19 protein-coding genes and 1 tRNA gene are annotated in these 20,141 nt (G+C 73.8%); 11 read left to right on the top strand and 9 right to left on the bottom strand.

Annotation, left to right across the window (positions count from 1 at the left end; translation table 11 throughout):
• Nucleotides 1–26: 26 nt before the first annotated feature.
• The 6 genes from CHB94_RS14540 to CHB94_RS14515 form a co-directional block, all read right to left on the bottom strand.
• The gene (locus CHB94_RS14540) at nucleotides 27–1,718 is read right to left on the bottom strand and encodes a protein kinase domain-containing protein (RefSeq protein ID WP_089337272.1); all 1,692 of its coding nucleotides are present in this window, start codon (nucleotides 1,716–1,718) and stop codon (nucleotides 27–29) included.
• The gene (locus CHB94_RS14535) at nucleotides 1,718–3,163 is read right to left on the bottom strand and encodes a peptidoglycan D,D-transpeptidase FtsI family protein (RefSeq protein WP_089337271.1); all 1,446 of its coding nucleotides are present in this window, start codon (nucleotides 3,161–3,163) and stop codon (nucleotides 1,718–1,720) included. The genes CHB94_RS14540 and CHB94_RS14535 overlap by 1 nt, the downstream gene beginning before the upstream one ends.
• Nucleotides 3,160–4,575 carry an FtsW/RodA/SpoVE family cell cycle protein gene (locus tag CHB94_RS14530; RefSeq protein WP_089337270.1) on the bottom strand — a complete coding sequence of 472 codons (1,416 nt, stop codon included), beginning with the start codon at nucleotides 4,573–4,575 and terminating at the stop codon, nucleotides 3,160–3,162. Before CHB94_RS14530 ends, CHB94_RS14535 begins: the two co-directional genes overlap by 4 nt.
• On the bottom strand, nucleotides 4,575–5,972 hold the full coding sequence (locus CHB94_RS14525; RefSeq protein ID WP_089337269.1) for a PP2C family protein-serine/threonine phosphatase: 1,398 nt from the start codon (nucleotides 5,970–5,972) through the stop codon (nucleotides 4,575–4,577). Before CHB94_RS14525 ends, CHB94_RS14530 begins: the two co-directional genes overlap by 1 nt.
• 73 nt (nucleotides 5,973–6,045) lie before the next feature.
• Nucleotides 6,046–6,510, bottom strand: a complete 465-nt coding sequence (locus CHB94_RS14520) for an FHA domain-containing protein FhaB/FipA (protein WP_089337268.1) — start codon at nucleotides 6,508–6,510, stop codon at nucleotides 6,046–6,048.
• Nucleotides 6,511–6,529: 19 nt separating this feature from the next.
• Nucleotides 6,530–7,366, bottom strand: a complete 837-nt coding sequence (locus tag CHB94_RS14515; RefSeq protein WP_089337267.1) for an FHA domain-containing protein — start codon at nucleotides 7,364–7,366, stop codon at nucleotides 6,530–6,532.
• A gap of 177 nt (nucleotides 7,367–7,543) precedes the next feature.
• Between CHB94_RS14515 and CHB94_RS14510 the strand changes: the two genes are divergently transcribed.
• Nucleotides 7,544–7,629, top strand: a tRNA-Leu gene (locus CHB94_RS14510).
• A gap of 62 nt (nucleotides 7,630–7,691) precedes the next feature.
• Here the strand turns inward: CHB94_RS14510 and CHB94_RS14505 are convergent.
• Together CHB94_RS14505 and CHB94_RS14500 are read right to left on the bottom strand one after the other, a co-directional pair.
• Complete coding sequence (locus CHB94_RS14505; protein ID WP_089337266.1) at nucleotides 7,692–8,165, bottom strand: DUF1707 SHOCT-like domain-containing protein; 474 nt, start codon at nucleotides 8,163–8,165, stop codon at nucleotides 7,692–7,694.
• Between the two features lie 100 nt (nucleotides 8,166–8,265).
• Nucleotides 8,266–8,745, bottom strand: coding sequence for a pyridoxamine 5'-phosphate oxidase family protein (locus CHB94_RS14500; RefSeq protein ID WP_089337265.1), 480 nt, complete (start codon nucleotides 8,743–8,745; stop codon nucleotides 8,266–8,268).
• A gap of 65 nt (nucleotides 8,746–8,810) precedes the next feature.
• On the opposite strand from CHB94_RS14500, the gene CHB94_RS14495 reads away from it, so the two are divergent.
• A complete protein-coding gene (locus CHB94_RS14495; RefSeq protein WP_141137512.1) occupies nucleotides 8,811–9,422 on the top strand; it encodes a hypothetical protein in 612 nt (203 codons plus the stop codon).
• A gap of 16 nt (nucleotides 9,423–9,438) precedes the next feature.
• Here the strand turns inward: CHB94_RS14495 and CHB94_RS14490 are convergent, their stop codons facing one another.
• Nucleotides 9,439–10,602 carry an acyl-CoA dehydrogenase family protein gene (locus CHB94_RS14490; protein ID WP_089337263.1) on the bottom strand — a complete coding sequence of 388 codons (1,164 nt, stop codon included), beginning with the start codon at nucleotides 10,600–10,602 and terminating at the stop codon, nucleotides 9,439–9,441.
• Nucleotides 10,603–10,691: 89 nt separating this feature from the next.
• Between CHB94_RS14490 and CHB94_RS14485 the strand changes: the two genes are divergently transcribed.
• The 9 genes from CHB94_RS14485 (at nucleotide 10,692) to nhaA (ending at nucleotide 20,140) form a co-directional block, all read left to right on the top strand.
• Nucleotides 10,692–11,273 (top strand): TetR/AcrR family transcriptional regulator, encoded by a 582-nt coding sequence (locus tag CHB94_RS14485; RefSeq protein WP_176445568.1) that lies wholly within the window; start codon nucleotides 10,692–10,694, stop codon nucleotides 11,271–11,273.
• Between the two features lie 215 nt (nucleotides 11,274–11,488).
• On the top strand, nucleotides 11,489–12,121 hold the full coding sequence (locus tag CHB94_RS14480) for an endonuclease (RefSeq protein ID WP_089337262.1): 633 nt from the start codon (nucleotides 11,489–11,491) through the stop codon (nucleotides 12,119–12,121).
• A gap of 45 nt (nucleotides 12,122–12,166) precedes the next feature.
• Nucleotides 12,167–13,084, top strand: a complete 918-nt coding sequence (locus tag CHB94_RS14475; protein WP_089337261.1) for an aldose 1-epimerase family protein — start codon at nucleotides 12,167–12,169, stop codon at nucleotides 13,082–13,084.
• Nucleotides 13,084–13,809 (top strand): MOSC domain-containing protein, encoded by a 726-nt coding sequence (locus CHB94_RS14470; RefSeq protein ID WP_089337260.1) that lies wholly within the window; start codon nucleotides 13,084–13,086, stop codon nucleotides 13,807–13,809. Before CHB94_RS14475 ends, CHB94_RS14470 begins: the two co-directional genes overlap by 1 nt.
• Before the next feature lie 16 nt (nucleotides 13,810–13,825).
• On the top strand, nucleotides 13,826–14,041 hold the full coding sequence (locus tag CHB94_RS14465) for an RNA-binding S4 domain-containing protein (protein ID WP_176445567.1): 216 nt from the start codon (nucleotides 13,826–13,828) through the stop codon (nucleotides 14,039–14,041).
• Between the two features lie 61 nt (nucleotides 14,042–14,102).
• Nucleotides 14,103–15,536 carry an RNB domain-containing ribonuclease gene (locus tag CHB94_RS14460; protein ID WP_089337296.1) on the top strand — a complete coding sequence of 478 codons (1,434 nt, stop codon included), beginning with the start codon at nucleotides 14,103–14,105 and terminating at the stop codon, nucleotides 15,534–15,536.
• Nucleotides 15,533–16,720 (top strand): pyridoxal phosphate-dependent aminotransferase, encoded by a 1,188-nt coding sequence (locus tag CHB94_RS14455; protein ID WP_089337259.1) that lies wholly within the window; start codon nucleotides 15,533–15,535, stop codon nucleotides 16,718–16,720. Before CHB94_RS14460 ends, CHB94_RS14455 begins: the two co-directional genes overlap by 4 nt.
• Entirely contained in the window at nucleotides 16,717–17,478 is a 762-nt protein-coding gene (locus tag CHB94_RS14450; RefSeq protein ID WP_089337258.1) for a nitrilase-related carbon-nitrogen hydrolase, read from the top strand. The genes CHB94_RS14455 and CHB94_RS14450 overlap by 4 nt, the downstream gene beginning before the upstream one ends.
• Before the next feature lie 43 nt (nucleotides 17,479–17,521).
• Nucleotides 17,522–20,140: a Na+/H+ antiporter NhaA gene (gene nhaA / locus CHB94_RS14445; RefSeq protein WP_141137511.1), complete on the top strand. Its 2,619-nt coding sequence runs from the start codon at nucleotides 17,522–17,524 to the stop codon at nucleotides 20,138–20,140.
• Nucleotide 20,141 lies beyond the last annotated feature (1 nt).

The following is a 20,141-nucleotide window of genomic DNA, read 5'->3' as shown; positions in this document are numbered from 1 at the left end:
TTCCCGGGAGACGCAGGGCCGTGCCGTCACTGAGTCGCGTCTTCCCCGGCGGCCTCGGGACTCACCGCCGGTTCCGACGTCGTTTCCGGCGTCGGCGTCGACGACGAGGCCTCGCTCGTGCCGCCGAGGGTGGGACTCGTCGTGGCGGTCGACGTGGTCGGGGCGGTGGTGGTGGTGGGCGACGCCGAGGGCTCCGTCGGTGCCGAGCTGGTCGGCGTCGTGGAGGTGGGTGCTGCGGATGTCCGGGACGGGGGAGGGGCCTCGTCCTCCTCGCCGTCGTCGGGCGTGTAGGCCTCCTCGGCCACGTAGAGGGTGATGCGGGCGCCGGAGGGCACCGGACCGGTCGGCGCGAGCGCAGCCACGTCGCCGGCGTCCAGCGCCATGCCGGTGCTCGCCACCTGGTCGTCGTCGGCAGCTTCCCGGTCGACCTCGAGGTTCTGTTCCCGCAGCGCCGCCGCCACCTCGTCGGCGGGCTTCCCGATGTATTCCGCCGGATCGACGACGAACGCACTCGGTCCGGTCGAGATGGACGCCGACGTGCCGGGGGTGGCCGCGTCGTCCGGACCGCGGTTGCCGGAGGCGAGCAGGAGCCAGGCGCCACCGGTCAGCAGCAGAACGAGCGCGAGAGCAGCACCCAGCCAGGCCCATTTCCGGCGGCTACCGCGCCGGCCGTCGACCGGCTGGTCCTCGGGGTACCAGTCGTCGTGGTTCTCCGGAGGCGCCTGCAGCGGTGGCATCGGGCGGCCCGAACCGGTTGCCGGCCCGGCGGCCACCGCGGTGGGGCCGGTGGCGGCCATGACCTGCGTCCGGGAGTCGGCCAGGGCGCCGCCGGCGACGATCTTCGTGGGCGTGGTGGCCGGGCCGGCAGCCGGGGCCAGCGTGCCGCCCGCGGCGACCCGGCGGATCGCCTCGGCGAAGGCGCCCCCGTCGGGGAACCGGTCGGCGGGGTCCTTGGCGAGGGCCCGCTCCACCAGCAGCCGGACGGCGGGCGGGACCTGGGCCGGCAGCGGTGGCGGCGGGCGGTTGATGTGGGCCAGTGCGATGGCCACCTGTGACGCCCCGTCGAACGGGCGCGCACCGGTCAGGCACTCGTAGGCGACGACCCCGAGGGAGTAGACGTCGGATGCGGCGGTGACCTCCATGCCCTGCGCCTGCTCGGGGGACAGGTACTGCGCGGTGCCGACGACCATGCCGGTGCGGGTGAGCGGGGTGGCGTCCCGGGCCTGGGCGATGCCGAAGTCGGTCAGCTTCACCACGCCGTCGGGACGGACCATCAGGTTGCCCGGCTTGATGTCGCGGTGGACCACCCCCGCGCGGTGCGCGGCCGAGAGCCCGTCGGCGGACTGGCTCAGCACGTGCAAGGTCCAGTCGACGGGGAGGGCGCCCTCCTCGTGGAGGATCGTGACGAGCGGCTGGCCTTCGACGAACTCCATCACGAGGAACGCCAGCTGCTGGGTGCCGGTGTCGTCGACGGTCTCGCCGTAGTCGTAGACCGAGGCGATGTTCGGGTGGGTCAGGGCGGCGGTGTGCCGGGCCTCGTTGCGGAAGCGGGCCAGGAAGCTCGGGTCGCCGGTGAGCTCGCTCTTGAGCACCTTGGCTGCCACGATCCGGTCGAGAACGCGGTCGCGGGCCTTCCAGACCTCGCCCATGCCGCCGACGGCGATCGGTGCGGTGATCTCGTAGCGGCCGGCGAGCAGGCTCCCGATGGACAGCGGCATCAGTCCCCCAGCCCGTCCAGATAGGCCTGCATCACGTCGCCGGCGATGGGTGCCGAGACGTCGCCACCGGTGCCGCCCCCGTTGGCCACGAAGACGGCGACGGCGATCTTCGGGTCGTCGGCGGGAGCGAAGCCCATGAACCAGTTGTGGTCGGCGACGTCCTGGCTGACCTGCGCGGTCCCGGTCTTGCCCGCGACCTCGACGCCCTGGATCCGCGCGGCACGGCCGGAGCCGTTCGCCACGACGCTGACCATCATCTCGGTCAGCTGGTCGGCGATGTCCGCGGAGATGGGCTCCCGCCACTCCTCGGGGCTGGTGGAGTCGATGACCGTGAGGTCGGGGGCCTGCACCTGGTCGATGAGGTAGGGCTTCATCTGGACGCCGTCGTTGGCCACCGTGGCGGCGACCAGCGCTGCCTGCAGGGGGGTCATGCGCACGTCCCGCTGGCCGATCGCGGTCTGGGCGAGCGCGGCATCGTCCTCGACCTCGCCGATCCCGCTGGCCTGCACGAGGAGCGGGATCTCGAACGTCTCGCCGTCGAGCCCGAACGCCTCCGCCATCTCACGGATCCGGTCCTCGCCGAGGTCGATCCCCAGCTGGGCGAAGGCCGTGTTGCACGAGATCGTGAGTGCGTCGATCAGGGGCTGTTCCCCGCTGGGGCTGCAGCTGGACCCGTTGTAGTTGGGGATGACGCGGGTGCTGTTGGGGAGCGGGAACTCCTTGGGTGCCGGCACCACCGTCTCGGGGGTGAGCCCGTTCTGGAGCGCGGCCGCGGAGACGATCACCTTGAACAGCGAACCGGGCGGGTAGTTGTCGTCGATCGCCCGGTTCAGCCGGGGGTCGGGGTCGGCGGCCTCGAGCTGCTCCCAGTACTCACGGATGGCGGCCGGGTCGTGGCTGGACAGCCGGGTGGGGTCGTAGCTGGGAGTGCTGGCCATGCCGAGGATCGCGCCGCTGGAGGGGTCCAGGGCCACGACCGCGCCGGTGACGCCCTCGAGGCCGGCCATCGCCGCCTCCTGGACGGCGGGGTCCAGGGTGAGGACGACGTCGCCGCCGGCCGGGTCGCGCCCGGTGAACAGGTCGGCCAGGCGCCGCAGGGCCAGCCGCCCGTCGGAGCCGGAGAGCAGGTCGTTCTCGGTGTGCTCGATCCGCGAGTTGTTGTAGATCAGCGAGTGGTACCCGGTGACCGCCGCGTACAACTCCCCCTGGGGGTACTGGCGCAGGTACTTCAGGCGGCCGTCGGTGGGCACCGATTCGGCGACCGCGGTGCCGTCCACGACGATCGCGCCGCGCTCCCGGTCGTACTGCGCGGCCAGCACCCGGGTGTTGGAGGTGTTGTTGCGCAGCTCGTCGGAGCGGACGACCTGGATGTAGTTGACGTTGACGATCAGCAGCGTGAACAGCACCAGGACGCTGATCGCCACGCGTCGCAGGGGGGCGTTCACTGCTGCACCACCTCGGTGGGTGCGTCACCGAGACGCTGCGGAGGGCCCGCCTGCGGCGTGGCCGGCCGGCGCGCGGCGTCGCTGATCCGGACCAGCAGGGCGACCAGCACGAAGTTGGCCACCAGCGACGAGCCGCCGTAGGCCAGGAAGGGGGTGGTCAGCCCGGTGAGGGGCAGCAGCCCCGTGACGCCCCCGAGGACGACGAACACCTGCCACGCGACGGCGAAGGCCAGGCCCGCGGCCAGCAGTTTGCCGAAGGCGTCCCGCACGACCAGGGAGGTCCGCAACCCCCGCTCGACGAGGATCAGGTAGACGATGATCACGGCGACCAGGCCGAAGAGCCCGAGCTCCTCGCCCACCGCCGAGGCGATGAAGTCGCTCTTGGCGACCGGTACCTGATCGGGACGGCCGCCGCCCAGGCCGGCGCCGAACAGTCCGCCGGTGCCCAGCCCGAACAGCGACTGCACCAGCTGGTAGCCGGCGCCGTCCTGGTAGGCGAAGGGGTTCAGCCAGGTGTCCACGCGGGCACGGACGTGACCGAAGATCTGGTAGGCGATGAGGGCGCCGCCGGCGAACAGCGCGACGCCGATGAGCAGCCAGCTGGAGCGCTCGGTGGCGATGTAGAGCATCACCACGAAGATCCCGAACAGCAGCAGCGAGCTGCCCAGGTCGCGCTCGAAGACGAGCACGAGGATCGACAGCACCCAGGCCACGAGCACCGGTCCGAGGTCGCGGCCGCGCGGCAGTTCGATGCCGGCCACCCGGCGGCTGGCCAGCGCCAGCACGTCGCGCTTGTCGACCAGGTAGGCGGCGAAGAAGATGACCAGGCAGATCTTGGCGAACTCGCCGGGCTGGATGGAGAAGCCGGCCACCCGAATCCAGATCTTGGCCCCGTTGACCTCCGACAGCGAGGCGGGGAGCAGGGCCGGGAGGGCGAGGAGCGCCAGCCCGGCGAGCGCGAGGGTGTAGGCGTAGCGCGAGAGGGTGCGGTGGTCCCGGACGGTCACCAGGACCGCCACGAACAGGGCGACGCCCAGGGTGGCCCAGATGAGCTGGACCGGGGCGTCCTCGCGCGTCACCGTGCTCTCCACCTGCTCGGCGGCGAGGTCCAACCGGTGGATGACCGCGAGCCCCAGGCCCACCAGCAGTGCGACCGCGGGCAGCAGCAGCGGGTCGGCGTAGGGCGCCCACTTCCGGATGACCAGGTGGGCGACCACCCAGAGAGCGGTGATCCAGGCACTGAACCCGGCCATCTCGGCCCGCAGGGCTCCGGTGATGGTGAGGTCGACGATGCACTGCGCCACGACGGTGATCAGCACGGCGAAGCCCAGCAGCGCGGCCTCGATGCCGCGCCGCTTCGGCGGGGTGGTGCCGGCGGCGGGGGCGCGAGGATCGGTGGCGGGGCCGGACATCAGTCCTCCTCCCGGCAGTCCGCCCCCGGCCTGGACGACGCCGTCGTCCGGGCCGACGTGCTGGGTGCGGAGCTGGTGCCGTCAGGGGCGGGGGACTCCGGGGCGGCCGTGGTCTCCGGGGAGGCCGTGCCGTCGGGTGCGGGAGCAGGGGATGCCGTCGGGGACGGCTGGGGTGCGGTCGTCCGGCACGGGGGCAGTTGCTGCTGGCGGAGCGCAGCGAGGATCCGGTCGGCGTCACTCGCGTCGTCGGCCGTGATGCCGCCACGGACCCGGCTGCGGGCTGCCGGCGTGAGATCGGTCAGCGCCATGTTCGTCGCCCGGTCGAGCTCGTAGAAGTCGAAGCCGACGATCGAGACGTCCAGACCCCGGAAGACGGCCACCTGCTCGTCCTCCCCGTCGCCGTCCACGCCGACGAACCAGTGGCCGAGGGCCCACATGTACGTACCGACCGCTCCCGCCACGACCACGACGAGCGCTGCCACCGCCACCAGGAGGAGTCGAAGCGGGCGGCGGCGGGCGGAGGGGCCGCCGCCCGTCGGCGGTGTGGGCGGTGGAGCGGGGGGCGGCTGCGGATCGGCGAGAGCCGCGCGGCCGGCCGCCGAGCGGGCGTCGACCTCCCGCTGGCCGACGTTGTCCCCGGCCGCGCCGTCGATGACCGGGTCGAGCCGGCCGCGACCGCCGGTGTCCTCCACGACGTCGGCCACGATCACGGTGATGTTGTCCGGTCCGCCGCCGCGCAGCGCGAGCTCGATCAACCGGTCGGCGGTCGACTCCGGGTCGGGGTCCTTGAGAGCCTCGGCGAGGGTCTCCTCGCTGACGACGCCCGACAGCCCGTCGGAGCACAGCAGGTACCGGTCCCCGTCCCGGGCCTCGCGCATCGAGAGGTCGGGCTCGACGTCCTGCCCGTTGAGGGCGCGCAGCAGCAGGGACCGCTGCGGGTGGCTGTTGGCTTCCTCGGCGGTGATCCGGCCGTCGTCGATCAGCGTCTGGACGAACGTGTCGTCGTGGGTGATCTGGGAGAGCTGGCCGTCGCGCATCAGGTAGGCGCGCGAGTCCCCGACGTGACACAGGGCCAGCCGGCCACCGGCGAACAGGATCGCCGTCAGCGTCGTCCCCATGCCCTCGAGCTGGGGTGACTCGCGGATGACCTCGCGCAGGTGCTCGCTGCCCTCGAAGACGGCCTGGCGCAGCGACTGGAGCATGTCGCCGGACGGGGTGTCGTCGTCCAGGTGCTCCAGCGCCGCGATGACCACCTTGCTGGCGACGTCACCCGCGGCATGGCCGCCCATGCCGTCGGCGACGGCGAGCAGCCGCGGTCCGGCGTAGACGGAGTCCTGGTTGTTGCCGCGGATCAGCCCGCGGTCCGAGCGCGCCGCATATCGCAGAACGAGGCTCACGCGTCCACCTCGCTGGCGCTCGGGGGGCGCATGCGCCCGGTTGCTGTCCTCAGGGGGGAGCCGGCACGTGTGCTCACGTACGCAGCTCCAGGGCAGTCTGCCCGATGCGGATCGGCTGACCGGGACCCACCAGGAGCGGACCCTGCACGCGCTGCTGGTCGAGGTAGGTGCCGTTGGTGGAGCCGAGGTCCTCCACGTACCACTGACCGCCGCGGTTGGTCAGGCGCGCGTGGCGGGAGCTGGCGAAGTCGTCGGTGAGGACGAGCGTCGAGTCATCGGCCCGGCCGATCAGGATCGGCTGGTCGCTCAGGGTGATCTTCGTGCCGGTCAGCGGGCCGGCGGTGACCACCAGGCTGCGCGGTCCCCGTTTCCCGCGCTTCTTGCCGGTGACGGCCGCGGCGCGCGGCGGCACCGACGCGACCCGTCCGGCACGGCCGCCGAAGAGGTCGGCCCGTACCACGCGGAAGGCCGCGAAGATGAACAGCCACAGCAGCAGCAGGAAGCCGAAGCGAAAGACCTGAAGGACTATTTCGCTCACTGCACCGCCTCGCCGGCGATCACTGGCCGTCCTGCCGGTAGACCAGCACCGAGTGCCCGATCCGGATGACGTCTCCGTCGGCGAGCGCCTGGCGAGTGACCCGGCGGCCGTTGACCAGCGTGCCGTTGGTGGAGCCGAGGTCCTCCACGGTCGCGGTGCCGCCGTCGAGCACCACGTCCACGTGCTTGCGGCTGACCCCGGTGTCGGGCAGCCGGATGTCGGCCTCGGTGCCGCGGCCGATCACGTTCCGGCCGGTGGAGAGCTCGTGCCGGGTGCCCGGCCCGTCGACGACCAGGACATGGGTGACGCCGGGCCGGTTGCCCGCGCGACCGACGAAGGAGGGACCCTGCTTGCCGGTGTCGGTGGCGACCCGGCCGCGCAGCGGTGGAAGGGGCGGGAGCGGGGGCAGCGGCGGGTGACCGGCCATCGGTCCGCCCCGGGGCGGAGCGCCCACGGCGAGGTCGTCGCGGGCCGGCGGGCGGGCCGGGTCGGCGACCTGGGAGCTGACCTCGAAGATCCCCGTCGGGAGGTCGCTGTCCTGCTCGAGCCGGACGGTGACCTTGTCGAAGACCGTGTAGCCCTCGTCGTCGATGTGCTCGGCGACCATGTCGGCGAGCTCCTCGGCCAGCTGGTCCGACCACTGCCCGAGGTGGTCGAAGTCGGTGCGCCCGAGGCTCACGACGTAGACGTTCGGGGCGAGCACGCGGCCCTCGCCCATGACCGACCGTTGCTCGTCGGCCTCGCGCTGGAGGGCCTTCGCGATCTCCGCCGGGTGCACCTTGCCCTTGAAGATGCGGGCGAAGGCGAGCCCGACCATGCCCTCGAGGCGTCGCTCGAAGCGCTGCAGCACACCCACAGTCGCTCCTTCACGCTCGGTCGGTCGTCCGCTGTCCCTCTGATGATCGTAGCCGGGTCACGTGCCCCCGCCCCGGCAGTGAGCCGCGACGCCCCGCACGAGCATCGGCGTCGATCGGGCAACGATCCACCCCCCGCCGGGGCTACGGCGTCCGGCTGCTAATGTCGTCGCTCGCCAGGGCAAGTGGCGGAATGGCAGACGCGCACGGTTCAGGTCCGTGTGTCCGAAAGGACGTGGGGGTTCAACTCCCCCCTTGCCCACCAGTTCGATCAGCACCCCGTCCACCGGTCCGCCGGGGGCGGGGTTCGCTGTTCCGGGGGGCCGGTCACTCGAGGCGGCGGGGCTCTTCCCGGACGTCCGCCCCGTGGCGAGGGCCGGTGAGCGTCCGGGCGAGCAGGACCGCGCCCCAGGGGCCGATGACCCAGACCGGCCAGAAGTACAGGAACTCCCAGGTGGCCAGGGAGGTCGCGGCCCAGATGACGAGCACGATCAGTGACGTGGTCGCCCACGCCCGCCAGGAGTGCGGGTCCCCGCCCCCGCCGCCGTGCGCCGCGACCGTCGCCGGATGACTGGTGGCATGCGGTGCGGCCGGCTGCGGGGCCGGGCGGGCTGCCGGGACGGCGGCCGGCAGGTCCGCGGTGAGCTGCTCCAGCTCGCCGTAGGTCTTGGCCGCGTAGGCCCGCGCCAACCGCTCGTCGTACTCGTCCAGAGTCAGTCGCCCGGCGGACATGTGCTCGCCGAGGACGGCGGCGACGGCGGCGCGGTCGGCGTCGGCCGCGCGCAGGTGAGGATCGGGCATTGCGGCTCTCCGGGTGAGGGAGCTCTCAGTCTGGTCCGCGGGGACGCTCCGGTCCACCACCGGTGAAGTCCGTTCCACGTGGAACCCGCGGTGGTGGCGGTCAGGTCCGGCTGGTCCGGGTCAGCCCCCGGCTCGGCTGCCAGGAGGAGATGACGAGCGCCGTCTTCTCGTCGTCGAGGGCGACGAGCACCACCTGGTCCAGGTCGACCCGGAACAGCTCGAAGTCCGTGCGCTCCGTGGGAGCCCCGGCCGCGGCGGCGTACCGGCTGCGCTCGTCCGGATCGGTGACCTCCGTGGCGTGGCCGGACACCTTGGCGTCGGCGCTGAAGTCGGCGGGTTCGTCGCTGCCGCTGTGCAGTGCGAAGCGGGGGTCCCGGCGCAGGTCGGTGAACTTGACCGAGTTCGGCATGCCCGCCAGCCAGGGCTCGCCGAGGACGAAGTGCATCTCGATCCCGCTGATCCGAGGGGAGCCGTCGGCGCGCAGCGTGGCGAGGAAGGAGTGCCCGTGCGCGTCGAACGCCGCGCGCACTCGTGCGGCGAACCCGGGCTCCTCGGATTCCACGTCCGCGAAGGAGGCCACGGCTCAGGATGCACCCGGGTACGGACGACATCGCCCCGTGCGTCCCGGCCCGCGAGACTGACCGGATGGGACACCGGGGCCGGCTGTGCGTCGCCGCCGTCCTCGCTTCGCTAGTCACCCTGACCGTCGGATTCCTCGTCGCCGTGCCCGTGGTCCGCATGCTGCAGGACCGCCTCCAGGCGCGGTACGACGCCGCCAACACCGGCCCTCCGGAGGCGGTGCGGGTGGTCGGCGACGAGTACGTCGGCGCCGCCTTCTCGATCCTGGTCGCCTTCGCGGTGGTGGTCTTCTGCGCGGGGGCCGTCCACGTGTCCCTGACGACCCCGCCGTCCCGGCGTGGTCTGGTGCACCGTGACCTGGGGCGGCTCGGCGCTGCGCTGCTGGTCGCGCAGGCGCCGCTGAGCATCGCGGCGGGCGTGTGGGGCCCGTACTCCTCCGCTGCCACCGTCGGCGGCGCAGCCCTGGGTGCCGCCGGAGTGCTGGTGCTGGTCCTCGACCGCGCGCCGGTGTGGGCCTACGCCTGCGGCTGCGCCGTGGCCGCGGCCAGCACGCTGACCGCCGTCGCATCCGCTGTGCTGCTCATCCCGCTGGTGGTGGGCCTGGCCGGCATCCTCGTGGCCGCGGCGGTGACGGCCGTGATCGAGGCCGTCCGCCGCGCCGTGCGGACGTCGGCGTAGGCCGCCCGTCCGGTGCTCAGCCGGCCGCCGGCGCCGCCTCCCGGGCCAGCGCCTTGCCGATCACCATCCGCTGGATCTGGTTGGTGCCCTCGAAGATCTGCATGACCTTCGCCTCGCGCATGTAGCGCTCCGCCGGGTGGTCCCGGGTGTAGCCGGCGCCGCCGAGCACCTGGACGGCGTCGGTGGTGACCTTCATGGCGGCGTCGGTGGCTACGAGCTTGGCGATGCTGGCCTGCCGGGAGTACGGCTTGCCGGCGTCCTTCCGCCGGGCCGCGACCAGGTACATGGCGCGGGCGGACTCCACCGCGGCCGCCATGTCGGCCAGCAGGAAGGCCACGCCCTGGTGCTCGACGATCGGCCGGCCGAACGCCTCCCGCTCACCGGCGTACCGGACGGCGAGGTCGAGGGCGGACTGGGCGAGGCCGACGGCGACGGCGCTGACCCCGAGCCGGCCGGAGTCGAGGGCGGCGAGGGCGATCGACAGCCCACGACCGCGCTCGCCGACCAGCCGCTCGGCGGGCACGGGGACGTCGTCGAGGCGGATGGCCGCCGTGGTGGAGCCGGTGAGGCCCATCTTCTCCTCGGGCCTGGCCGCGCCGAAGCCGGCCAGGTCGGGGGTCAGGTGGAAGCACGAGATGGCCCGGGAACCGTCGTCGGGCGTGCGCAGGAAGGTCGAGTAGAAGTCGGCGTGCCCGCCGTGGGTGACCCAGGCCTTCTCGCCGTTGGCCAGCCAGCCGCCGTCGGTCGCCTTCGCGCTCGCGCGCATGGCGGCGGGGTCGGAGCCGGCGTGGGCCTCCGAGAGGCAGTAGGCGCCGAGCAGCTGTCCGCCCACCATGTCCGGCAGCACCTCACGCCGCTGAGCCTCGGTGCCGAACCGGTCGATGGGAAAGCAGGAGAGCGTGTGCACGCTGACGCCGAGCGCGACGCTGGCCCACCGGGCGGCCAGCTCCTCCACCACCTGCAGGTAGACCTCGTAGGGCTGTCCACCGCCGCCGACGTCCTCGCCGAAGGGCAGCCCCAGCAGCCCGGCGTCGCCGAGCAGCCGGAAGACCTCGCGCGGGAACCGCTCTTCGCGCTCGTACTGGGCGGCCTTCGGCGCCAGTTCGGCGTCGGCCAGCTCGCGGGTGAGCGCCAGCAGATCGGCGGCCTCGGGGGTGGGCAGTTCGCGGTCGACCGGCACGGTGCTCCCTCGTCGCAGACGGTACTGCGAACCGTACCGCAGTACTGTTCATCGTCCAGATCCACGACCACCCGCCGGGAGGAGGACGCGTGACCGTTGCCGATGACGGGGCGCTGACGAGGCGTCAGGCGGAACTGCTCGACCAGCTCGAGGAGCTCTTCCTCGCCGAGGGATTCGTCGGCTTCACCCTCGAGGACCTCGCCGTCCGGCTGCACTGCTCCAAGAGCACGCTCTACGCGCTGGCCGGGTCCAAGGAGCAGCTCGCCCACCGGGTCATCAGGCACTTCTTCCGGAAGGCGACGACGGCGGTCGAGGCGCAGACGGTCACCGAGTCCGACCCGGCGCGGCGGGTCACCGCCTACCTGAGCGCCGTCGCCCGGGCGCTGGCCCCGGCCGGGGCAGCGTTCCACCGCGACCTGGACGCCTTCGGGCCCGGCCGCGAGACCTACGAACGGAACACCGCGCTGGCCGCCGACCGGGTCCGGGAGCTGATCGCGGACGGAGTGGCCCAGGGGCGCTTCCGCGAGGTCCATCCGGCGCTGGTCGCCGATACCGTCACCACGCTGATGTTGCGCATCGGCCGGGGCGAGACCGCACGCGCCACGGGGCTCGACGACGCCACGGCCTACCGGGAGCTGGCCGCCCTGCTGCTGCACGGGATCACGGTGTGACGGTGGAGCCGGTGCCCTGGGACGACGCGACGTCCAGCCGGCAGGTCCCCGCCTGATCCGGATGCGCCGGCATGCGGTCGTGGGCGCCCGGAAGCGCTCCGATAGGTGCGCGGACGGTGATCTGGCGATGGCCGAGCAGGTGACCTACCACCCCTGACGCTCGGGCGGACCGGCTCCTCCGGGGCCGGTCCGTCGTCGCAGGGTAGGACGGGCTGATGACCGACGACGTCGCCGCCGCCGTCCTGGCCCGGTACGGCACCACCTTCGCCGAGGAGGCGGGCATCCGGCTCGCCGATGAGCCGGTGCCGCTGTTCCAGTTGCTCGTCCTCGCCCAGCTGCTGTCGGCACGGATCGGTGCCGGTGTCGCCGTCGCCACCGCCGCGGAACTGTTCTCGGCGGGGTGGACGGTGCCGCAGCGCCTGCGCGACGCCGGGCGGGGCAGCGTGATCGCCGCCCTGGGCCGCGGCGGCTACCGCCGCTACGACGAGCGGACGGCGACGCAGCTGCGCGAGATGGCGACGCTGGTCCTGGACCGGTACGGCGGTGACCTGCGCGGGCTGGCGACGGCGGCAGGGGCGGACACCGACCGCGCGTCGCACCTCGTGCAGGAGGTGAAGGGCATCGGCGCGACCGGGGCGGCGGTCTTTTTGCGCGAGGTGCAGGCGGTCTGGCCCTGGGTCCGCCCCCACCTCGACGACCGGGCACGGGCCGGCGCCCGGCGCATCGGCCTCCCCGACGACACCGCACAGCTCGCCGGCCTGGTCGCGTCCGGTGACCTGGCGCGGTTCGCGGCGGGGCTCGTGCGCATCTCCCGGCTGCCGGCGGGCCAGGACCCGCTCGGCGGCTGACGGGTCTGTGGTGAGCTGGGCGTCCACCCCATCCCGGAGGGATCCATGGCGCAGCACTCCTGGCCGTCCACCGAGCCGACCGAGGTCGTGCTCTCCGCCGGCGCGGCCCGCCTGGCCGTCGATCTGCGCGGCGGGGGGATGCGGTCGTTGACCGTCGCGGGGTGGGAGGTGCTGGCCGGCTACCCGGCGGGCACGGTCGTGGAGGGCTGGCCCGGCGCGGTGCTGCTGCCCTGGCCGAACCGGATCCGCGACGGTCGGTGGACCTGGAAGGGCCGCGAGCTCCAGCTCGAGGTCGGCTCACCCGAGGAGCCGCACGCCATCCACGGCCTCGTCGCCTGGCAGCCCTGGACGGCGATCGATGCCTCGGCCGACACGGTCACGGTTGCGACGGTCGTCGAGCCGCACCCCGGCTACCCGTTCCGCATCGCGGGCGCCGTGGACTACCGGCTGGGTGGCGACCGGCTCGCCGTCACCGTGCGGGTGCGCAACCCCGGCCCGGACCCCGCGCCGTTCGGGGTCGGCATGCACCCCTACCTGTCGGTGGGGGCGACCCGGGACGGCGGCATCGGCGACGCCGACCTGAACCTGCCCGTCCGCACCGTCCTGGACCTCGACAACGGGCTGCCCACCGGAGAGCGCGGTCCGTTCGACGGTGCCATCGGCCGGATCGGCGACCGCGCCCTCGACGACGCCTTCTCCGATCTGGTGCGTGACGACGACGGCTGGGCCCGGGTCGGCCTCCGCGGGACGGCGGGGGAGCTGGAGCTCGCCGTGGACGAGTCCTGGCCGTGGCTGCAGGTCTTCAGCGGTGACGTCCTACCGGAGGGGCGGCGACGGCGCAGCCTGGCGGTCGAGCCCATGACCTGCCCGCCGAACGCGCTCGCCGACGGTGTCGATCTGCTGGTCCTCCAGCCCGGCGCCGACTGGTCGGGGACCTGGACGCTGTCCTGGACGGCGGCCTGATGCGGGTTCTCGAGTTCTGGCGCTATCCGGTCAAGTCGCTGCAGGGCGAGCGGCTGGCGGTCGCCGAGTTCGGGCCGGAGGGCATCGCCGGGGACCGGCAGTGGGCGCTGTTCGACCTCGACACCGGCTTCGGGCTGACCGCCCGCCGGGTGCCCGAGCTGCTCTTCGCCGCGGCCCGGCTCCGAGCGGACGGCGGGGTCGAGGTGGTCCTGCCCGACGGCACGGTCACCACCGAGGACACCGCGATCTCGGCCTGGCTCGGCCGCCGGGTGACGCTCCGGGACGCGGGCAGTGCGCCGAGCCGTCGCCGCTACGAGAGCCCGGACGACGACCTGGCCGAGGGTGCCGGGTCGACCGGACGGTGGCACGACTGGCAGGGGGCGCCCGGCGCCTTCCACGACAACGCCGACGGCCGCGTCTCGCTGGTCACCACGGACACGCTCGGGAACTGGGACCGGCGGCGGTTCCGGTCCAACGTCGTCCTGGAGGGCGCCGGCGAGGTCGGGCTCATCGGCTCCCGGGTGCGGATCGGCGAGGTGGTGCTCCGGGTGGGCGCCCCGATCCCCCGCTGCGTCATGGTCACCCGTCCCCAGCCCGGCGGTATCGCCCGCGACACCTCGGTGCTGAAGACGATCCACCGCGAGCGCGGCGGCGACCTCGCCGTCGCAGCGCTGGTACAGCGGCCGGGCACCGCGCGCACCGGTGAGGTCCTGGAACCGGCCTGAGGCGACACTGGTCGGCGTGCGCACCATCACGATCCGCCCCGGCGAGGACAGCATCCGACTGGGCCAACTGCTCAAGCTGGTCGACGCCGTCCCGACCGGCGCCCAGGTGAAGGACGTGCTCTTCTCCGGCGTCGTCCTCGTCAACGGAGAGCCGGAGGAGCGCCGCGGCCGCCAGCTGCGCCGCGGCGACGTGGTCGCCGTCGAGGGCATGGAGGACGTCCGGATCGGATGAGGTGGGAGTCGTCGTTCCACGTGGAACCGCGCTGACCGCCCGGCTCTGCCAGGCTGACGGCATGGGCAGCCCTCCGATCCGCGTGCCCCGCTGGCCGGCCGCGGCGCCGGAGGGGCCGGACTTCGCGGCCATCCGCGCGGAGTTCGACGTCCCGGAGGAGTTCCCGGCCGAGGTGGTCGCTGAGGCCGAGCGTCGTGCCGCGCAACCGCGCCTGCCCGAGCTCGACGCCACCGACGTCCCCCTGGTGACGGTCGACCCGGTCGGCAGCCGGGACCTCGACCAGGCCGTTCACCTGGCCGCCCGGGGGTACGGGTACCGGATCAGCTACGCCATCGCCGACGTCGGCGCCGCGGTGGATCCGGGCGGCCCGCTGGACGCCGAGGCCCGCCGGCGCGGCCAGACCCTGTACAACCCCGACCGGCGGATCCCGCTGCACCCGACGGTACTCAGCGAGGGGGCCGCGAGCCTGCTGCCCGACCAGCTCCGAGCGGCCGCGCTGTGGACGATCGACCTCGACGCGGACGGTGAGCCGGTCCGTGTGGACCTCCGCCGGGCCCGGGTCCGCAGCCGCGCCCAGCTGGACTACGCCTCCGTGCAGGCGCAGGCCGACGCCGGCACGCTTCCCGATCCGCTTGCCCTGCTGCCCACGATCGGCACGCTGCTCCAAGAACGGGCCGCCGAGCGCGGCGCCCTCGAGCTCGGCACCCCGGACCAGGAGGTGCGGGCCACGCCGGACGGCTGGGCCCTCGTGTTCCGCGGCGACCTGCCGGTGGAGGGCTGGAACGCGGAGATTTCGCTGCTCACGGGGCGGTGCGCGGCCGCGCTGATGCTCGACGGCGGGGTCGGCGTGCTGCGGACGCTGCCCCCGGCCCGGCCGGAGGACGTCGCCCGGCTGCGCCTGCTGGCGCCCGCGCTCGGGGTGGACTGGCCCGCCGACGTGTCGCCCCGCGCGGTCATCGCCGGCCTCGACCCCGGGCGTCCGGGGCACGCGGCGTTCCTGGAGGAGGCGGTCACCCTCCTGCGCGGCGCCGCCTACACCGCTTTCGAGGGCGCACTCCCCGACCAGCCCGGCCACGGCGGCGTCGGGGCGCCGTACGCGCACGTCACCGCCCCGCTGCGGCGCCTGGTCGACCGCTTCGGCACCGAGGTGTGCCTGGCCCTGGCTGCCGGGCGACAGCCGTCCCCCGAGTTGCGCGCCGCGCTGCCCGAGCTCCCGGCCCTCATGGCCGCATCCGACCGGCGCACCCGGGACGTCGAGCGCGCCGTCGTCGAGGCGACCGAGGCCTGGGTGCTGCGCGGCCGCGAGGGCGAGACCTTCCCCGCGGTCGTGGCCGACGCCGAGGACGGCCGCGGCACGGTGGTCCTCGACGACCTCGCCGTCCGGGGCCGCTGCACCGGCGAGGGGCTGCGGCCGGGCACGCGGGTCCGGGTCCGGCTCGAGCAGGCCGACGTCGGCACGCGAACCGTGCGTTTTGCGCTGGCGGGCCCGGCATGACCCGCGTCCCGTACCTCTCGGCCCGGCTGCAGGGCTTCGGGACGACGGTCTTCGCCGAGATGAGCGCGCTGGCCGTCGCCACGGGCTCGGTCAACCTCGGTCAGGGGTTCCCCGACTACCCCGGCCCACCCGAGGTGCTCGACGTCGCCCGAGCCGCCATCGGCACCGCCGCCGACCAGTACCCGCCCGGACCCGGCATCCCGGAGCTGCGTGCCGCGGTCGCCGAGCACCACGGGCGCTTCACCGGCCTGGCCTACGACCCGGCCGACGAGGTCCTGGTGACGGCGGGTGCCACCGAGGCCCTCACGGCCGCGCTGCTGGCGCTGCTGGACCCCGGCGACGAGGTCGTGGTCTTCGAGCCGATGTACGACAGCTACGCCGCAGCCGTCGCGATGGCCGGGGGAGTCGTCCGCCCGGTCACGCTGCGCCCGCCGCCCTCGGGGGAGGGGCGGTGGACCTTCGACCCGGAGGAACTGCGGGCGGCGGCCACCCCGCGGACGAAGCTGCTGCTGCTCAACACCCCGCACAACCCCACCGGGAAGGTCTTCACCCGCGAGGAGCTGGCCACGCTCGCCGCTCTGGCCATCTCCCACGAGCTGCTCGTCCTCACCGACGAGGTCTACGAGCACCTCGTGTTCGACGGGGCCCACCACGTCTCGATGGCAGCCCTCCCCGGGATGCGGGAGCGGACGCTGGTGGTCGGCAGCGCCGGGAAGACCTTCAACGTCACCGGCTGGAAGATCGGGTGGATCTGCGGGCCGGCCCCGCTGGTGTCCGCCGTCCGCACCGCCAAGCAGTTCCTCACCTACGTCAACGGCGGTCCGCTGCAGCCCGCCGTCGCCGCGGGGCTGGCACTGCCCGATGCGTACTTCACCGCCGTGGCCCAGGACCTGCAGTACCGCCGCGACGTGCTGGTCCGCGGGCTCGCCGAGGCCGGCCTGCCGGTGATCAGCCCGGAGGCCACCTACTTCGCGACCGTCGACGTCCGCCCGGTGCAGCCCGACGGCGACGGCCTGACGTTCTGCCGGGCGCTGCCCGCGCGCGCCGGTGTCGTCGCCGTCCCCACCGTGGTGTTCTACGACCCGGCCCATGCCCACCTGGGTCGGCATCTCGTCCGGTTCGCGTTCTGCAAGAGCGACGAGGTGCTGGGAGAAGCAGTCGAACGGCTCAGGAGGTTGGGATGAGGATCGCCGCGGTGCAGCACGACATCGTCTGGGAGGACCGCGACGCCAACTTCGGGCGGCTGGCGCCGCTGGTCGCCCGCGCGGTGGGCGCGGGGGCCGAGCTGGTGCTGCTCACCGAGACCTTCAGCACCGGTTTCTCGATGACGCCGGGAATCGGGGAGCCCGAGGGTGGGCCGTCGGCGCGGTTCCTCGCCGACCAGGCGGCCGAGCACGGCGTGTGGGTGGCCGGCACCTGCCCGGAGATCGCCGCCGGGGAGGAGCTGCCCTACAACTCCTTCGTCCTCGCCGGGCCCGACGGCGCCGTCCACCGCTACCGGAAGCTGCACCCGTTCACCCATGCCGGCGAGCACGAGCGGTTCCGGGCGGGGGAGAAGCCGGTGACCGTCGAGGTCGGTGACCTCCGGATCACCCCCTTCATCTGCTACGACCTGCGCTTCGCCGACGTCTTCTGGAAGGCGGCTCCGGACACCGACGTCTACCTGGTCCCGGCGAACTGGCCGAGCCCGCGGCGGCTGCACTGGCAGGCACTGCTGCAGGCCCGCGCCATCGAGAACCAGGCCTTCGTGGTCGGCTGCAACCGGGTGGGGACGGCGGGGGACGGCACCGAGCACGCCGGCGACAGCCGGATCGTCAGCCCCATGGGGGAGCTGCTCGCCACCGCCGCCGGGGTGGAGACGCTGGTCGTGGCCGACGTGGACCCGACCGAGGTGGCGGCCACCCGCGACCGGCTCCGGTTCCTGGCCGACCGTCGCGCCTGACAGGGGTTCCCGGGGGACGCGTCGGCGTCCTACCGTTCTCGTGGTGACGACTCTCGCCGGCTCGAGCCGGACCGGGTCGGCCCACCTCGCGGCGCAGCTCTCCGCTCCCGTCCGGAGGCTCATCCGTTCCGGCGTCGCCGGCGCGGGCCTGATGGTCGCGGCCACCCTGCTGGCACTGGCCTGGGCCAACTCCCCCTGGGGGAGCTCCTACGACCGGCTGTGGCACACCGAGGTGGCGCTGCGGTTCGGCGACGCCCAGATCGCCATGGACCTGCAGCACTGGGTCAACGACGGCCTGATGGTCTTCTTCTTCTTCCTGATCGGCATGGAGGTCCGCCGCGAGCTCTCGATGGGCGAGCTCGTGCAGCGCAGCCGGCTGAGGATTCCGGCGCTCGCCGCGGTGGCCGGCCTCGTCCTCCCGGCGCTGATCTACCTGGCGATCAACGCCGGTGGCGAGGGCGCGGTGGGCTGGGGCATCCCGATGGCCACCGACACCGCCTTCGTGCTCGGCGCGCTGGCCCTGTTCGGCCAGCACTGCCCCATCCAGCTGCGCGTCTTCCTGCTGTCGCTGTCGGTGGTCGACGACATCGGGGCGCTGAGCGCGATCGCGATCTTCTACTCCGACGAGATCGATCTCGTCGCGCTCGGGATCGCGGGGGCGTGCGTGCTCGCTTTCATCGGGCTGTCCCGCATGCAGGTGTGGCGGGGGCCCGCCTACTTCGCCGTGGGCGCGGTGATGTGGGTGGCCATGTACGAGTCCGGGGTGCACGCCACCATCGGCGGGGTGGTCCTGGGGTTGCTGGTCAGCGCCTATCCCCCACGCCGGGCCGAAATCGAGCGCGCCGGTTCCCTGGCCCGGGCGTTCCGGCAGTCGCCGGAGCCGGGCGTCGCGCGCGAGGCGAAGCTCTCGGTGGAGCGCGCGGTCTCCCCCAACGAGCGGATCGGCGCGGTCCTCGTCCCGTGGAGCAGCTACCTCGTCGTCCCGGTCTTCGCGCTGGCCAACGCCGGCGTGCGGATCGACGGCGCACTGCTGGAGCGGGCGCTCACCTCCCGGGTGACCATCGGCGTCTTCGTCGGCCTGGCGGTCGGCAAGCTGCTCGGGGTCGGGCTCGCCGCGACGCTCGCCGTCCGGCTGCGGCTCGGCGTCCTCCCGCCCGGCGTCAGCCTGGGCAGCGTGTGGAGCGGCGCCGCCCTGACGGGGCTGGGTTTCACGGTCTCGCTCTTCGTCACCGACCTGGCCTTCGACGACGCGGAGCTGCGGGAGGAGGCCACGGTCGGCATCCTGGCCGCCGCGGTCGTCTCGGCCGCGCTGGGCGCGCTCTTCTTCCGGCTGCTGGGCCGGGGAGGGGGCGCACCGGAGCGGCCGGACGCGCTCGACCCCCCGGTGGACCCGGCGGTCGACCACATCCGCGGGCCGGTCGACGCCCCGCTGACGCTCGTCGAGTACGGCGACATGGAGTGCCCCTTCTGCGGTCGGGCCACCGGTGTCGTCAGCGAGTTGCGCGGCCGGTTCGGCGACGACCTGCGCTACGTCTTCCGGCACCTGCCACTCGTCGAGGTGCACCCGCACGCCCAGCTCGCCGCGGAGGCGACCGAGGCGGCCGGAGCGCAGGGGCGGTTCTGGGAGATGCACGACCGGTTGTTCGCCCACCAGGACGAGCTCGACGCCCCGGGCCTGCTCGACCACGCCGCCGGTCTCGGGCTGGACCTCGAGCGGTTCGCGCGCGAGCTCGGTGACGGCACCTACGGCCAGCGGGTGCGCGATGACGTGGCCGGGGCCGAGGCCAGCGGTGTCGAGGCCACTCCCACGTTCTTCGTCAACGGGGTCAGGCACGCGGGTTGGGCGGGCACGGACGAGCTGGCGGCGGCCCTGCTGCGCACCGATCCCCGCGGCACGCCGACGGAGCGCGCCGCTGCTCCGGCTCGGGAACCAGGCGGTCGGTCGCCCGTCGCGATGTCCCCCTGGGTACGGCTGCCGGCGGTCGGGGGCCTGGCCGAGACCCCGGACCCGACCGGGGCATCGCCACGCCTGGACGCCCGGCAGCTCGCCGTCCTCCGCCGGGCAGGGCGTCGCCGGACGACGACGGCCGGTGAGGTGCTGGTCCAGGGCGGATCCAGCGAGTGGGACTTCGTCGTCGTGCTGGAAGGCACCGTCGCGGTGGTCGAAGACGCGGAGCCGGGCGACGGTGAGCAGCCGCGCGTGGTCTCCGTGGTGGGCCCGGGCCGGTTCCTCGGCGGGCTGAACATGCTCGCCGGTCAGCGTGCCGTCCGGTCGGTGATCGCGGCCACGCCCGGAGCGGTGGTCACGCTCACCGTGCAGCGGTTGCGGCAGGTGATAGCGGCCGACCGGGAGCTGGCCGACGTGATCATGCGGGCGTTCCTGCTGCGGCGAGCCATGCTCATCGGGCGGGCGTCCGGTCTGCGGGTGGTGGGCGATCCCCGGTGGCCGGCGAGCACCGAGCTCCTGGAGACGCTCACCGCGCACCGCATCGCCCACCGGTGGCTGGACCCGGCGGAGGACGCGACGGCGCGGTCGATGCTCGCCGAGATCGATGCGCTGCAGGAGGCGCGTCCCGTCGTCGTCGCCTCCGACGGGCGGGTGCTGATCGATCCGACGGCCGAGGACCTGCTCCGGGCTGCGGGCACCGACCGCGTGGGCTGAA

The sequence above is a fragment of the Blastococcus mobilis genome (assembly GCF_900188025.1).
GTDB classification, from domain to species: Bacteria; Actinomycetota; Actinomycetes; order Mycobacteriales; family Geodermatophilaceae; genus Blastococcus_B; species Blastococcus_B mobilis.
Note: the sequence above shows the minus strand (reverse complement) of the source record. Positions and strands in the feature narration are given on the sequence as shown.